Origin of the sequence: Pseudoflavonifractor sp. 60 (genome assembly GCF_009911645.1) — a bacterium.
In the GTDB taxonomy this organism is placed as follows: Bacteria; Bacillota; Clostridia; order Oscillospirales; family Oscillospiraceae; genus Lawsonibacter.
Genome location: NZ_QWKI01000170.1, coordinates 1 through 14,280, shown reverse-complemented (window position 1 = coordinate 14,280; position 14,280 = coordinate 1). Strand labels below are relative to the sequence as shown.

Genomic DNA, 14,280 nt, shown 5'->3' with positions numbered 1-14,280 from the left:
TCTAAATTAAGTGCGGAGAGAAAGAACTCTCCGCACTTTTTGTTTCGATTATAAAAGCAAGTAAATTAGAAGTAATATTACATACAAATAATTATAATTTGAGCCCATAGGTCTGACCTATTTCCAGCAGTTCCTGATAAACAAGGTCAGGCAGTTCAATACCTTCGAGACGGTTTTTTTCTATAAGTGAGAGCGCACGTTCCCCGGGCAGCCGAATTTCGTTAAAACCAGGTGCAACTTGAAGTTCTTTAATTTCTTTAATCATAGCTGACAAGGTGTTTTTGAACGTATGCAAGTCAATAAAGTGCGCAATATCAATGGCACCCATAAAGTGTCCTACTCCCTGAGGAGCATCAAATTCATAAAGATCATGAAGATGCGGCCCATATCCGGCCCCACTGAGAATGCCGCTGAGAATATCCACTATAATTGCCATACCGCTACCCTTAGGACCGCCAATCGGGATCAGGGAACCCTTGCGACCTTCCGCAGGGTCAGTAGTGGGATTCCCCGCTTGATCCAACGCCCAGCCCAAGGGAATTTTTTGACCCAGTTTTTGAGCCAGTATCAGTTTACCCAGTGCCACTACACTTGGCGTCATATCCAAAACTACGGGCAGATCGTTGGAGGGCGCTGCAACCGAAATGGGATTAGTTCCCATAAAAGGCTCAGCGGCACCATATGGGGCAATTTTTCCGGTCAAATTGGTGCAGGAAAAACCAATCATGCCTTTTTCCGAGGCCATCTTAGTATAAAAAGCGGCTGTTCCAAAGTGATTGGAGTTTTTTACTGTGGCAAAGCAACAACCAGTTTCAGCAGCTTTGCGGATGCAGGCTTCCATAGCAAATAGTGCGCTGGGGGCACCAAGTGTATTGCCAGCGTCTATTACTAACGAAGGAGAACTCGAACGTCCGGAAAGACAAAGCGCTTTGATGTGCCTTCTGATTTTTCTTTTGTTTTCATAAGCTCCTCCTATATGTTACTTCAAAGTGTCCATAATATATTGGCATGTGACAAGTGCAGCAGTTTTCAACGCGCCCTCGTCGAATACGACCCCGGGATTATGAGCGTCTTTTTGAGTTGCTGGATCGTCCGTGCGGGTACCAACCTGATACCGGACGCCCGGACAATGGTTCAGATAAACGGAGAAATCATCTGAACTGGAATTAGGCTGAGCGAGATAAATGATATTTTGCACCCCAATAGTCTTTATGGCAGCTTGTTCCAAGCCGTCCACAATGCTGGCGTCATGGATTAGCGGAGGGATTCCATCCTCGATTTCAACATCCACAGTTGCTCTCATACTCTGACAGTGCATTTGACAGGTACGGCGGACAGCTTCTTTGATCTGATCCCTGACCTCGTGGTCAAAGGTTCGCAGCGTACCCGAGAAGGTAACTGACTCTGGGATTACATTGGGAGCTTTCCCGCCCGAAATTTGCCCAAAGGTCAGCACAGCCGGCTGGAAGGGGGATATTTCTCTGGATACAATGGTTTGCAGTTGGGCAATTAAGTAAGCGGAAATAACAATGGGGTCAATACATCTGGACGGGTGGGCCCCATGTCCTCCAAAGCCATGGACTGTAATGCGAATCGTATCACAGCTTGCACTGGCCGGCCCTTTAATCAGCCCAATATGTCCGACGGGAAGTTCCGTGGCCACATGGACACCTACGATTTGGTCCATTACAGGTTGTTGGGTAAAAGCCCCTTTTTCAACCATATACTTTGCTCCAGAGCCCAGTTCCTCGGCCGGTTGGAATAGAAGGCGGACATTGCCTACTAAAGACGCTCTGTTTTCCTGCAAAACCCTGGCAACCAGAAGCAAATACGCTGTGTGGATATCGTGGCCGCAAGAGTGACAAACTCCCTTGTGCTGGGACGCAAAAGGCAGCCCGCTTGATTCTTCCATGGGCAACGCGTCAATGTCTGCACGCAGCGCAATGGTCTGGCCAGGCTTGCCTCCACGGATAATTGCGCTGACCCCGGTTTCCAGTTCCCAGTGCTCAAGTTCAATTCCATATTGGGCTAATCGCTTTTGAATGAGTTGAGTGGTCATGTGCTCTTCCATGCCAAGTTCTGGGTTCTGGTGGATTTGCCGTCGAAGCTGTATCGCTTCTTCCAGATATTTGCTGATTTGAACTTCTAAGTCGCTCATCGTCTTCCCTCCCTTATTTCACACTTTTTGCAATAATCTATTGCTAATTTTAGAATAACATGATATGATACAACTGTCCAACATATAAAAGTGCTATTGAAAACAATGTTTATATTGTGAACGAGGGATAACAATGACCTTTCAATCATTACAATATTTTTTAACCGTCTATGAGGAGCACAGTATTACTGCCGCAGCCAGGCGGCTGTTTATCAGCCAGCAAAGTTTGTCGGTTCATATCCATAAGCTGGAGCAAACTTGTGGAACTGCGCTATTTACCAGATATCCGATTCTTACACCGACTTATGCGGGAGACCGGCTTGCGGAAACGGCATGTGAAATTCTCCGTCTGAAGAAAGAGATATTGGCAGAACTAAAAGAAATCGAAGAGGGGCAAATCGGAAAAATGATGCTGGGATTCTCCGGGGTTCTGGCAGAGGATTACCTTCCACCAATTTTGCAGCAATTTTATCAACGGTATCCTAAAATTGAGGTGGCTGCTATTACCAGCAACAGCGCCGATTTAGAGGATCAGACTGTGGCTGGACAACTGGACCTCTACATTGGTACTTCTGTCAGCAAAAATAATGTCATAACAACAGTTCCGCTTATTGACATACATTTAATTGCAGCGGTGCGAGAGGATGTTTTAAGGCGGTATACAAATTTTTCTGATGAACAGATAGAGCGCGGGTTGGAAGGTGGAATTACATTAGCAGAAATACAGGATGTGCCAATGATATTTCCAGTTCGTGGATGGCGTGTCAGAGAGGCGCTTGATTATCATATAAGGGAACATAAGCTAAAGATTAAGCCTATCCTTGAAACGCACCAGGCGGTCGCATTATCGGCCTGTATAAAAGGAATCGGTGCAGGAATCCTCTATTCCACCACATCCTTGAATCAGTCTCTTGATACGAAGCGCATCCTAAAATTTCCTATCCGTAATATTGATTACCGTATCTCATCCTGCATCTGTTATCGCCGTGACCATTTTTTAAGTGCATATGAAGAAGATTTTATTGAGTTTACAAAAACATACTTCGAGCAATCCAGCCTGCTGTGAAATGGCCGTCCCTCCGTATTTAGGCAGAGGGACGGCCGCTTTCGTTGTTAACTTGCCGCTTAATTGGCGGTGTAATCAAGATTAAATTATCCGAACACTGTCACAATCAATCGGAATATATGTGGAAATAGAACCATAACCCCAACAAGACGACAGAGCTGCAGAACAACCAGATTTGCACTTTCCACACCCAGATCAGCGGCAATCAGCGCCATTTCAGTTGCACCCGCAGGGGACAATGTAAGCATAGACTCACGCAATTCGATATGAAACAGTTTTGACATGATATAGCCGACGCCAATACAGCAGACAATGTATCCCAGGCATAAGAGGACGGCAGGAAGAATCATCTGCCTCATCCGAAGAACCTGTTCTCGCATGATGCCGGAACCAATACAGCATCCGGAAATGACTTGAGCCACCCGGCGCAGCCACATAGGCATTCCGGAACATTTTCCTGAGATATTGATTGCGGCGGTCACAATCAGTGCGGCAGACATAGTTCCCGCCGGCATTCCAGAACATTTTCCCAGTGTTCCTGCCGCCAGCGCAACGGAAAAGACGGGCAAAAAGCCAATCAGGGTAGGCTTCCTGTCTGCGTTCGACTTTGAGGGGCTAGACTGTGTTCCTTCCTGCTGCTGCGGGAGGTGTCCTGGCTCTATCATTCTGTCGCTGAGCAAAATGATAGAGGGTAGGCAGCCCATACCGAACAGCATACGGACAAACTGCATGACCGCCACGATGGAGGCATCCGCTCCCACATCCATCGCAATTAGCGGCGTGTCTGAAACTCCTCCTGGAGCAGCGCAGAACAGGCAGGTCAATAAATCAAAGTCCGTCAAGGCGTAAATGGCTATCCCCATACAAATGTTCAAGGCTAGGAGACTCCCCATCACCAGTAGATACGGCTTGATCAGTTTGGGCAGATGGCACACATCCTGCCTTGTTACCATGCAGCCGATGTAAGCTCCGGTGAGCGACTGGGCAAGGATTCGGGTCTCGGGATAAATAAAAGCTTTCTGTGTTATCAGACTTAATGCCGCCGCTCCGATTATTGCGCCAACCAACATTCCGCCAGGAACCCTTAATTTTAATAAACAAAATCCTGTGACAGAGGCAACCAGAATTGTTAATATCATCCACATATTAGTTCACCTCTCAACCACTCCAAGATCAACGATGAATTATGATACGCCCTTCTTTTCGTGCTGGAGGAGACGGCAGAGGATTGGCGGGACAGCCCACCGCCATGCTGCCATAGATATCCTCCTCCGGAGACATGCCAAGACCTTCAACAATTTTCCGGATTGAGGGGGTATCGGTCAACCAATGAAGCTGATTTACCCAGCAGGCCCCCAACTCCAAGGAATAGGCCGCTAACTGCATATTTTGCAGACAACTGGCACTGTCCGCCATGGAGTTGCCCCAAGAACGATCAGAAATTACTATAATAAGAGTAGGAGCATGAAATAGAAAATTATAGTCTTCAGATGCCTGCGCGGCTTTGATCGACTTGTTTTTATACTGCCCCTCCTTGATTTCCTGGATCATCAGCTCTTCACGAACAGTTTTAACCAGGTTGGACAGAATTTCTGGGTCCTGCACGGCAATAAAGCGCGGATGCTGTAGATTTCCGCCGTTAGCAGCGTAAAGTCCAGCGGTAAGGATGCAGTTCAGATCATCGTTGCTGATCTGTTTCGCTAGGTAGTGCCGAATACTGCGCCGCTTGACCATAACATCGATAATTTCATTCATAAAGAAGCCTCCTATATTTAAGTTGGCGCAGACGGGAATGCCCGCCTGCGCCGCATTGATTTTTTTAAGTAACCATTCCGTTAAGCCAGTCCCAGAGATTCCAGGATGGGTCTGTAAAGTTCAATTTCTTCCTGGTATTTTTTGTTAAATTCTTCCATGCCGACATGGGCCGGGGTCTCGCCCAGAGCACGGGCGCGCTCAGCAAAATCGTCGCTGGTGCAGATTTCGGTTAGCTTCTCATCCAGATAATTCAGGATCTCGGCAGGTGTGTCAGCGGGTGCGAAAACGCCGCGCCACACGGTGATCGGCTGAATATCAACACCCTGCTCCTTGTAGGTGGGAATGTAGTCAAAATCAGGATTGCGCTCCTCAGCCAGAATACCGATGATCTTCAGCTCACCAGCCTCAACATAATCACCAATAGAAGTGGTGAACATACTGCAAGCGGAGATATGGCCACCCATGATGGCTGCGATGGCCTCAGAAGTGGAGTCATAGGGGATACTGGTCGTCTTATCCAGAATACCCATGCCATCCAGAACATAGGTGCCCATGATGTGCAGAGAGGAACCGGTGCCAGGATAGGTCCAAACAAAATCTCCGGGATTCTCATTGCAGTAAGCGATGAGCTCCTCAACATTGTTATAGGGGGCATCGGCCGCAACCGCAATTACCTCGTTGACCTCCGTACACTGGGCAACAGCAACCAAGTCTTCAGGGGCAAACTCCACATCGCCCATGACGATAGAAATGGGCAGAGCAGCGGTGGTGAACAGGGTGGTATAACCGTCCGCCTTGGAATTGGCAATGTAGTCGGCCGCAATAGCGCCGCCGCTGCCGGCTTTTTCCACCAGGTTGATTGCCGTGCCGAAGATATCGTTGTAATTGGTCAGCAGCTGAGCGGAGAGGTAAGTCCCACCGCCGGCCTTAAAGCCAACCGCCATGTCGATGTTGCCGGAAGGATACTCCTTCCCTCCGCCGCCAGTTCCGGATCCGCTGCCGGAGTTGCCGCAGGCAGTGATGGAGATCGCCATTACAAGGGAAAGTGCAAGCGCCAAAAACCGTTTCATTTGTTTTCCTCCTAATTCTTCTTTGTCTTATTGCCACGTGCCAGCAGGACAGCCAGCACAACAGCGGCGAGCAGGAACGTCAAGGTCATAGGATGGGTAAAGAAGATTTTCCAGCCCAGTTCCGCATTGTAGAGTAAGCTACGGCGGAAATTGGACTCCAGAGAGCCGCCGATGACGAACGCGATGATCAAGGGCGGGAGCGGGAACTTCGCCTTGCGCAGGAGAAATGCCAGCACGCCAAAGAGAAGCATCATCCCACAAGTAAAATAGCTGCCCCGGACTGCGTAGGTGCCCACGAAGCAGATCAGGAATACAGAGGGGAGCAGAATAGATTTGCGAGTCCCCATGACTTTGGCGAAGACCGGAACGCCGACCGTACCAACGATGGCAAGCACCACAATGGCAAGGCCCATGGCAATGTAAACAGCGTACACAGTATCCAGACTGTCCTGGAACAGCAAGGGACCGGGCGTAATGCCCAGGGCCACAAAAGCACCAAGCATAACAGCAGTAACCACGTCGCCGGGAATGCCTAGGGCAAGCAGAGGGACCAGTGCGCCACCACAGACAGCATTGTTGGAAGCCTCAGCAGCAACCACACCATCTACAATACCAGTACCGAACTTTTCAGGGTGCTTAGATTGTTTCTGAGCAGCGGCGTAGGATACAAAACTGGCCGTTGCACCTCCAACACCGGGCAGAATGCCGATCAACGCCCCAAGAATACCGGAACGGATGATGTTAAACCACTGCCCTAAAAATTCTCCAAGGGACAGGCTGGAATCCTTTCGGTTTAGTTGCTCAGGTTTCTTATTCAACTCATTACGGCCTTCGCCCAGTTGGAACATCAACTCGGCAACAGCGAAGGAACCAATAAATACGGCAAGCTGATCGATACCATCATTCAAATTGGTTGTTCCGAAGGTAAATCGGGCGGTGCCGTAGATGGGGTCCAGCCCAATCATTGCGATGAAAAGCCCGATCGTAGCGGAGATAAGACCTTTCAATAGGGATTTACCGGAGATGGAGGCGATCAGGGACAGGGACAGGCACATAATCCCGAAGTACTCGGGCGCTCCGAATTTCAGCGCCAGGCTTGCCAGAGCACTGGCAAAGCAGACCAGCATAAAAGTTCCTACCAGACCGCCGGCGCAAGAGGCATAGAGAGCCGTCTGCAATGCCTTACGTGTCTGTCCTTTCTGGTTCATGGGATAGCCATCCAGCATGGTTGCCGCGGCGCTGGCTGTACCAGGGGCGTTGATCAGGATCGCAGAGATGGAACCGCCCATCATAGCTCCCTGGTAGGCTCCCATCAAAAGAGCTACGGCATTGGTGATGTCCATCTTCAACGTAAGCGGCAGCAGCAAGGAAATTGTCATACTGGGACTGATACCCGGAAGGGAGCCGCCCAGGATACCTACGGCTACGCCAATAAACAGGAACAAAATCGTCTGAATGTTCAGAAAGCTTGCGAAGGCGTCAAAAATAATTTCCATAGCGTGTCCTCCTTAAAACCCGAGGATGCCGCCTGTAAAGCGGATCCCCAGGACCTGGCTGAACAGCAGATAGATCAGAACACCGTAGACAAGGGCCCATATAATATTGATCTTCAGTCGATTGCTGCCATACAGGAACAACCAGAACGCCATAAAAATTACGGAGGCGATCAGGAATCCCAGAACGCTGGCAACGCCAATAAAGACAAAGCCGGAGAGAATCAGAATGGCCTGAGGAATATACTGCTTCAATTGGAGCTTGGGGAGCGGGATATTGACACCTTCTTTACGGGCGTTAACGATTTCCAGAACAATACCGATAATGCCCAAGAAGATAAAAAGGCCCGCAACAATGTAAGGGAATTTTTCCGGGCCAAAATCTGCGTTCTTTTTCAGCCGAACGAAATTGGGGATCAGGACAGTCGCCATTAGAACACCAAACAGTGTTGTTGCGCTGTAGGCGATCAAGTTAGTCTGGTGGTTTTTGATGGACTGCTCCTGCTCTGGAGTCAGGCCGACGGGAGACGCATTTTTATTCTCGTTTTCCATGTAGGGCCTCCTGTTCTTTTGTAGTTAAGGTCATAATTCCGGACGCTGATCACCATAAATGCGGGAGTAGGGGATATAGACGCTGCCGTCCAAAATCTTACGGGCAGTGCGGTAGACAGCCTCCCTTCGGATATTCTCTCCCTCCTTAGTGACCACAACCTCCATGGGGCCGTAAGGGTTGCCAATGATAAGGGTATTAGAATTTTTGGCGCGCTCGCTGATCACGTCGTGTACCACCGTGCCGGGGATCTGCGCCGCTGCTCCTGTGCTGATGGCACCGGTAATCATATACGCCCGGTGCATTTTTTGCATGGAGGCCAAGCGGGCAACCAGGTCGACCTCTTCGGCCTTAATAAGCACTCCCTCCGGATTGACGTAGTCCCGGGGGACAGAAACAAACCCGATTTTGGGGTAGGCAGGAGATTTGGCTGTGGCAACAGCACGGTCAGGCACAATACCGATCATCTCCGCGGCCACGCTGCGGATATCCTCGATCAGCTTGAGGACCTTGGGCATACTCTCAACCTCCACAGGAAGTTCGGTGCCCTTCAGTCCGATTTCCTCTGGGATAAGGTAGACCACGGGGTTGCCCGCGTCCACGATGGAGACCGTAAACTTGCCTTGCTCTTCCAGGTCGATGATATCTTTTGTGTTGCCGGTGGGCAGGAGCTTCCCTGTAATAGAGCCGGCCGGGTCAAGAAAGTCGATCAGGATCTTAACTCCGGTTCCGGGGACGCCCGGAATGGCGTAATCTCCGTCGGAGAGCACATGGCCGTCACGGACTTTATAGGTGGCATGAATGATCTTGTCGCTGTTGGTGTTATAGATACGCACCGTAGTCTCGGGCTCATGGACCTTCATCAGGTTCTGAGCAATGGCGAAGATGCCTACACCGGCGGTCAGGTTTCCGCAGTTGCCTCGCCAGTCAATAATGGCCTTGTCAACACTGACCTGGCCAAAAGTGTAGTCCACATCGGCGTCCTCACGCTGAGAGGGGCCAATAATACAGACCTTGCTGGTCAGAGAGTTGGCACCACCCAAGCCATCGATTTGGCGAATGTCAGGGCTTCCGAATGCGGCCAGGAGTATCTTATCTCTCAGTTCGCCGGCGGGAGGAAGGGAGCTTTCCAGAAAATAGATGCCCTTACTGGTACCGCCACGGATAATGGAACAGGGTAGAGTAAAGAATTCACGATACATTCAATACACCTCATTCAATCAATTTTGGCTGCGGAGAATGGCGCATAGTTTAGTCCCGGACGTAGACGCTGCCCTCCATAATACGGCGGGCGGTGCGTTCCAGGTTGCCGCTGAGGACTGTGTGAGTGCCATCCTCGTTATCCTGAAGATCTGCGTAGACGTCCATAATTCCCCAGGGGTGACCAATGCGAACATGGGGCGCATGGTCGTCCGGGTGTTTTCCGCCGCCGCAGACAATCTCGTTGACAATGGTGCCAGGTGTATTGGCCGCGGTGACGGTGCAGATGGCGCCGGTACCCATATAGGCATCGATCATCTTCATGTTGACAGAGAACAACCGGCCAACCAAATCAATTTGTTCGGCACCAATGGCCTTGCCGCTGCCGGCGGTATAATCTGTCGGCTTAGTGGCAAAAGCAATTTTCGGAAGTGTCTGACTATTGACCCTGGCGTCCTCCAGGTCTTTGGCAAAGCCGAGCAGAATGGCCCCGGTCCCACGGATGATCTCCAGCTTGCGGCAGATTTCCTCACAGTCAGGCAGGGCGTTGAATTGAGCGGGTGTTTCCGTGCCAGTCACGCCAAAATCCTCTGGGTGGACAAATATCACCGGATTGGCGGCATCCACGAAGCTGTATTCATACTCCTTGCTCTCAATCTCAATGATGTTCTTAGGCTGACCAGTGGGGAGCAGCTTGCCAGAAGCCGCTCCCTGGGGGGAGACAAACTTTAACAGCACTTTAGCCGCAGTTCCGGGAACACCATCAATGGAAAAATCCCCCTCGGTGACAGCTCGGCCGTCCTTCACCGGGACCTGAGCAATGATCTCCTTTTGGGTGTTGGTATTGAAGATATGTACCTCAGTCATAGGCTCCACCGCTTCTACCAACCCTTCATCGATCGCAAAAGGCCCCACTGCGGAGGAGATGTTGCCGCAGTTCATGGTTTTTCCTACGATGGGGGCAAACACATCTACCTGCCCAAAGTCGTAATCCACGTCGATACCAGGCCGGTCACTTTTTTTGATCACGGCCACCTTACTGGTAGAGGTGTTCGCACCGCCCATGCCGTCAATCTGGCGGCGATCCGGAGAGCCGAAAGCGCTGAGGATCACTTTATCCCGTGCCTCCATGTCCTGAGGCAGATCCCTGTCATGAAAAAACAGTGCCTTGGATGTACCTCCACGCATATAGACACAGGGAATCTTGCGGTTTGGTTTATAACTTTCCAAAATAAAACCTCACTTTCCTTTTGTATCTGATAGGACTTTATGCTAAAATAAATTGTACCAAGGATGGGAGGCGCTGTTGATGTTTAACAATTACCATTACTTTATCGCTTTGGCCGATGAGGGGAATATTTCAAAGGCCGCCAGAAAGCTGTTTATTTCTCACCAGTGCCTCAGCAGGTATCTGAAAAACCTGGAACAGGAATACAGGGTCACCTTTTTTGAGCGTACCCCCAAATTGATGCTGACACCTGCCGGACAAGCATACTTGGATACGATTCGACAGATGCAGCTACTGGAGGAAAATCTGGACAGCCAGCTTGATGATATCCGGCAGGCCAAACTGGGCAACGTCGTATTCGGAACGACAGATGGACGGTATCGCATCCTAGTTCCTGATCTGTTGGCTCAATTCAAAAGGATGTACCCAGATGTGATCCTGGAGGCACAGTCCAATCCTGATTCCAAAAAACTCAGTGAACGAGTTCTGGAAGGGGAACTGGATATGGTCCTGCTGAACAAAAGCGATATCAGCAGCAAGCAGTTGGTCTTTCAGCCTGTACTGGATGAGCGGATGTATCTGATCATCTCTGACAATATGCTGAAGACCTACTTCCCAAACCGCTACCCTCAATGCATACAGGACTTTGCCAGCGGAGTAAATTTGTCTCAGTTTCAGCATGTGCCCTTTGTTATGGGGCGGAAAAATCTTGTCTCCAGAAGATCTATTGAAGACTACTGTCAAAGTCACCAGATTCAGTTAAACTGTGTGATGGAGCTGGGCCAGCTGGACCTCCACGGTATGATGACGGCACGGGACTATGCGGCCAGCTTCTGCTGGTCCATGTATGTTCCCGCCATTCAAAAGCTGAACCGGGAGGGCCAATACAGCTATTTGCATATCTTCCCAATCAAGGGACGGGGTATTACAAATCAACTGGTCCTGGTCATGCGAAAAGGCAAGATTTTTCCCGCCTATGGGCGAGCCCTGATTCGGCTTATTAAAGAAAACTGCGCTTCCTTTGAGAATCTCACCTTGATTAGTTCTTCTTGATCTCCCGAATGACATCAATCACAGTGCCGTCCCTATACTCCACGATGCAGGTCACCTTGTCGGCGGTCTCAATGGGCTTGGGCGCGCCGGTCATGGACTCGGCCAGCTGCTGGAGCTCCTCAATACTCACCAGCTTCAGGCTTGTCTGCTTCAGGTCCTCCTTCAACTCCCGGTAGTTCCGGTGTTTCGGGTTGAGGGCGATGCCCGCCTCGGTGACTACGGCGGCCACCGTCTCGCCGGGAGTACACAGGGTAAAGACCTTCTTCACCACTGAGGGCGTGCGGCCCCGGATGATAGGCAGGGTCACGATGGAGATGGCCGCGCCGGCAGCCACGTCGGGCCCGCCGCCCAGGCCGCCCATCATCTCGCCGGAGGAGCCGGTGAGGATGTTCACGTTGAAGTCGGTGTCCACCTCCAGCGCCCCCAACACGCCGAAGTTCTCCCGGTTGAGGAAGCCGCCCTTGCTGTAGGCGTTAGCGTAGTCGGCGTTGTCAATCTCCACCACGCCGGGGCGGTCGTAAATCGCCCGGGCGGCCACCGAGTCGAAGCTCTGGCTGCATTCCACTACCCGCACCAGGCCCTCGTCATACATGTCGATGATGGCGGCGGGGATGCCACCCAGGGCAAAGCTGGCCTTCACGCCCCGCTCCTTCATCTTCTCCGCCAGGCACTTGGTAATGGCGATGGGGATCGCTCCCGCTCCGGTCTGGAAGGAGAAACCATCCTTGAACAGGCGGGAGGCGGCAATCAGCTCCACTGTCCGCTCCGCAATGAGCAAATCTCGGGGATTCTTGGTCAGCCGGGCGGCGCCTGCGCCGATCTTGGCAGGGTCGCCGATGGAGTCCACCTTTACCACATAGTCCACCAGCTGCTGGGAGATGCTGGCCGGACAGCAGGGGTAGTCCACCAGATTATCGGTAACCACGATCACACAGCCGGCGTTCTGGGCGTCTACAAAGGAGTAGCCTAGGGAGCCACAGGCGTTGGGGCCGATCTGGCCGGTGCAGTTACCGTAGTCATCGGCGGCGGAGGCCCCGATGAAGGCTACGTCGATTTGCAGCTCCCCCGCCTCAATGGCCCTGGGGCGGGCCCCATGAGGTCGGAGGATTACAGGGGTTTCCATTTCCCCGGCCAGCACTGCGTCGCCCAGCTGGCCCCGGATACCGCTGGCCTCGATGCGGTCGATGGTGCCGTCCTTCACAAAGTCTACAATAGAGGGATTTTTGATGTTCACCACGGCGCTGGGGGCAAATCGCAGTCCCTTGATCCCCAGTTCCCGGATGACTGTGAGCACCTGGCCGATGATCTGATCCCCCTCCCGGAAAGAGTGGTGGAAGGAGACGGTCATGCCGTCCTTCAGCCCGGAGGCGAGAATGGCCTCCTTCAAATCGGGCAGCAGCTTGGTGTCCCCGGGAATCCTGTGCCCAGCGCTGCGCTTCGTGACCACAGTACCCGTAAAGGCTTGCGGCTCATAGGCCCCCCGATAGGGCTTGACCACATAATCTCCTACCCGCTCCGGCAGCTCACGGCCCAGACTGTTTACCATCATTTCAGCGCACCCCCGATCTTGATGCCCGCCGCCTCAGCCTTTGCTAGAGTGGTGCGGGCCCGCAGTTCCATCGGCTTATCCACCATGCCGCCGTCCAGCACACACACGCCAGTGTGGTTCCGGGCGGCCTCGTCCAGAGCCTCCAGCACCCGCTGGGCGTTTCGGATCTCCTTCTGGGAGGGGGTAAAGCAGGCGTTTACCGTGTCGATCTGCCTGGGGTGGACGCAGGTCTTGCCGTCAAAGCCCAGAGCCCGGGTCATATCCAGGTCGGCCTTCAGCCCCTCGGCGTCGTTGATATCGGAAAACACCGCGTCCTGGGCGGAGATGCCCGCCGCACGGCAGGCCATGAGGATGGCGTTGCGGGCGTGGAAGATCTCCCAGCCCGGCTTGGTGCGCTGGGCACTCATGCTGGCGGTGAAGTCCTCCGCTCCCAGCGCCATAGCGGCAACCCGGGGACTGGCCTTGGCGATCTCCATAGCGTTGAGCACACCCAAATAGGACTCAATATTGCACCAGAGCTGGATGCCCCCCACAGGCAGGCCGGCTTTTTCCTCGATGGCGCCAATTTTGGCGTCAATTTTTTTGACCTCCTCGGCGTACTCCACCTTGGGAATGCGGATGGCGTCGGGCTGAGCCCGGACAGCGGCCTCCAGGTCCTCGTCCAGCTCCTTGGAGTAGATGCCGTTGACCCGGATCAGGATGTACTTGCCCTGGGGGCGCTGATACTTCACCGCGTTGTACACTAGTAGGCGGGCGGCGTCCTTCTCCCCGGCGGACACCGAGTCCTCCAGGTCGTACACCAGACAGTCCTCATTGTAGAAGCCCGCCTGGATCATCTTCACAGGGCTGGTGCCCCCGGCGTACATGGAGGTGCGCATCAGATGATTTTCAGCCATTGGGATCACTCCTTCCCCAATCAAAGCCGACCTCCGCCGCGCGACAGACGGCACACTCCATTCGGGCCCGGATGGCAAAGTCCAGGGCGCCCTTGTCGTTCACGTCCACCAGGGCGTCCTTCACGTCGAACTCCGCCAGGACGTTCCGCACGGTGGCCTCAATGGCGTCGCCGAACATGGCTTTCACATCGCTTTGCAGATTGATTTGGATGCCTTGCCCGGGATTGGGGCGCAGGGTGATCTGTACATCGCTGGACTCCAG

At 52.4% G+C, this 14,280-nt stretch carries 14 protein-coding genes; 2 read left to right on the top strand and 12 right to left on the bottom strand.

All coding sequences use genetic code 11. The features are described 5' to 3' along the window. Nucleotides 1–91: 91 nt before the first annotated feature. Complete coding sequence (locus D1646_RS17390) at nt 92–934, bottom strand: Ldh family oxidoreductase (RefSeq protein WP_347565248.1); 843 nt, start codon at nt 932–934, stop codon at nt 92–94. A gap of 45 nt (nt 935–979) precedes the next feature. Further along, nucleotides 980–2,158 carry a M20 family metallopeptidase gene (locus D1646_RS17385; protein ID WP_160637679.1) on the bottom strand — a complete coding sequence of 393 codons (1,179 nt, stop codon included), beginning with the start codon at nt 2,156–2,158 and terminating at the stop codon, nt 980–982. Between the two features lie 133 nt (nt 2,159–2,291). Between D1646_RS17385 and D1646_RS17380 the strand changes: the two genes are divergently transcribed. Continuing rightward, nucleotides 2,292–3,224: a LysR family transcriptional regulator gene (locus D1646_RS17380; protein WP_160637678.1), complete on the top strand. Its 933-nt coding sequence runs from the start codon at nt 2,292–2,294 to the stop codon at nt 3,222–3,224. An 86-nt stretch (nt 3,225–3,310) separates the two neighbouring features. Here the strand turns inward: D1646_RS17380 and D1646_RS17375 are convergent, their stop codons facing one another. From D1646_RS17375 to D1646_RS17345, 7 genes are all read right to left on the bottom strand, one after another. Continuing rightward, complete coding sequence (locus D1646_RS17375) at nt 3,311–4,369, bottom strand: AbrB family transcriptional regulator (RefSeq protein WP_160637677.1); 1,059 nt, start codon at nt 4,367–4,369, stop codon at nt 3,311–3,313. Nucleotides 4,370–4,397: 28 nt separating this feature from the next. Then, nucleotides 4,398–4,979, bottom strand: coding sequence for a nitroreductase family protein (locus D1646_RS17370; RefSeq protein ID WP_160637676.1), 582 nt, complete (start codon nt 4,977–4,979; stop codon nt 4,398–4,400). Nucleotides 4,980–5,059: 80 nt separating this feature from the next. Further along, nucleotides 5,060–6,049 (bottom strand): tripartite tricarboxylate transporter substrate binding protein, encoded by a 990-nt coding sequence (locus D1646_RS17365; RefSeq protein WP_160637675.1) that lies wholly within the window; start codon nt 6,047–6,049, stop codon nt 5,060–5,062. Nucleotides 6,050–6,060: 11 nt separating this feature from the next. Further along, entirely contained in the window at nt 6,061–7,545 is a 1,485-nt protein-coding gene (locus tag D1646_RS17360) for a tripartite tricarboxylate transporter permease (RefSeq protein WP_160637674.1), read from the bottom strand. 12 nt (nt 7,546–7,557) lie between these two features. Further along, nucleotides 7,558–8,094, bottom strand: coding sequence for a tripartite tricarboxylate transporter TctB family protein (locus tag D1646_RS17355; protein ID WP_160637673.1), 537 nt, complete (start codon nt 8,092–8,094; stop codon nt 7,558–7,560). 30 nt (nt 8,095–8,124) lie between these two features. Beyond that, complete coding sequence (locus D1646_RS17350; RefSeq protein ID WP_160637672.1) at nt 8,125–9,294, bottom strand: PrpF domain-containing protein; 1,170 nt, start codon at nt 9,292–9,294, stop codon at nt 8,125–8,127. A gap of 49 nt (nt 9,295–9,343) precedes the next feature. Further along, nucleotides 9,344–10,522 (bottom strand): PrpF domain-containing protein, encoded by a 1,179-nt coding sequence (locus D1646_RS17345; protein WP_243154229.1) that lies wholly within the window; start codon nt 10,520–10,522, stop codon nt 9,344–9,346. 79 nt (nt 10,523–10,601) lie between these two features. Between D1646_RS17345 and D1646_RS17340 the strand changes: the two genes are divergently transcribed. After that, nucleotides 10,602–11,573 (top strand): LysR family transcriptional regulator, encoded by a 972-nt coding sequence (locus tag D1646_RS17340; RefSeq protein WP_160637671.1) that lies wholly within the window; start codon nt 10,602–10,604, stop codon nt 11,571–11,573. Here D1646_RS17340 and citF read toward each other — a convergent pair. The 3 genes from citF to citD all read right to left on the bottom strand — a co-directional run. Further along, complete coding sequence (gene citF, locus D1646_RS17335) at nt 11,560–13,122, bottom strand: citrate lyase subunit alpha (protein ID WP_160637670.1); 1,563 nt, start codon at nt 13,120–13,122, stop codon at nt 11,560–11,562. The genes D1646_RS17340 and citF overlap by 14 nt on opposite strands. Continuing rightward, entirely contained in the window at nt 13,119–14,018 is a 900-nt protein-coding gene (locus tag D1646_RS17330; protein WP_160637669.1) for an aldolase/citrate lyase family protein, read from the bottom strand. Before D1646_RS17330 ends, citF begins: the two co-directional genes overlap by 4 nt. Next, the coding region (gene citD / locus D1646_RS17325) for a citrate lyase acyl carrier protein (protein ID WP_243154228.1) at nt 14,011–14,280 on the bottom strand (270 nt) is incomplete at its 5' end. The genes citD and D1646_RS17330, both read right to left, overlap by 8 nt.

Excerpts from the sequence above, each read along its gene's own strand:
- D1646_RS17355 (WP_160637673.1), bottom strand. The coding sequence starts at position 8,094 with ATGGAAAACGAGAATAAAAATGCGTCTCCCGTCGGCCTGACTCCAGAG.
- D1646_RS17385 (WP_160637679.1), bottom strand. The coding sequence starts at position 2,158 with ATGAGCGACTTAGAAGTTCAAATCAGCAAATATCTGGAAGAAGCGATA.
- D1646_RS17340 (WP_160637671.1), top strand. The coding sequence starts at position 10,602 with ATGTTTAACAATTACCATTACTTTATCGCTTTGGCCGATGAGGGGAAT.
- D1646_RS17365 (WP_160637675.1), bottom strand. The coding sequence starts at position 6,049 with ATGAAACGGTTTTTGGCGCTTGCACTTTCCCTTGTAATGGCGATCTCC.
- D1646_RS17350 (WP_160637672.1), bottom strand. The coding sequence starts at position 9,294 with ATGTATCGTGAATTCTTTACTCTACCCTGTTCCATTATCCGTGGCGGT.
- citF (WP_160637670.1), bottom strand. The coding sequence starts at position 13,122 with ATGATGGTAAACAGTCTGGGCCGTGAGCTGCCGGAGCGGGTAGGAGAT.
- D1646_RS17380 (WP_160637678.1), top strand. The coding sequence starts at position 2,292 with ATGACCTTTCAATCATTACAATATTTTTTAACCGTCTATGAGGAGCAC.
- D1646_RS17370 (WP_160637676.1), bottom strand. The coding sequence starts at position 4,979 with ATGAATGAAATTATCGATGTTATGGTCAAGCGGCGCAGTATTCGGCAC.
- D1646_RS17360 (WP_160637674.1), bottom strand. The coding sequence starts at position 7,545 with ATGGAAATTATTTTTGACGCCTTCGCAAGCTTTCTGAACATTCAGACG.
- D1646_RS17330 (WP_160637669.1), bottom strand. The coding sequence starts at position 14,018 with ATGGCTGAAAATCATCTGATGCGCACCTCCATGTACGCCGGGGGCACC.
- D1646_RS17375 (WP_160637677.1), bottom strand. The coding sequence starts at position 4,369 with ATGTGGATGATATTAACAATTCTGGTTGCCTCTGTCACAGGATTTTGT.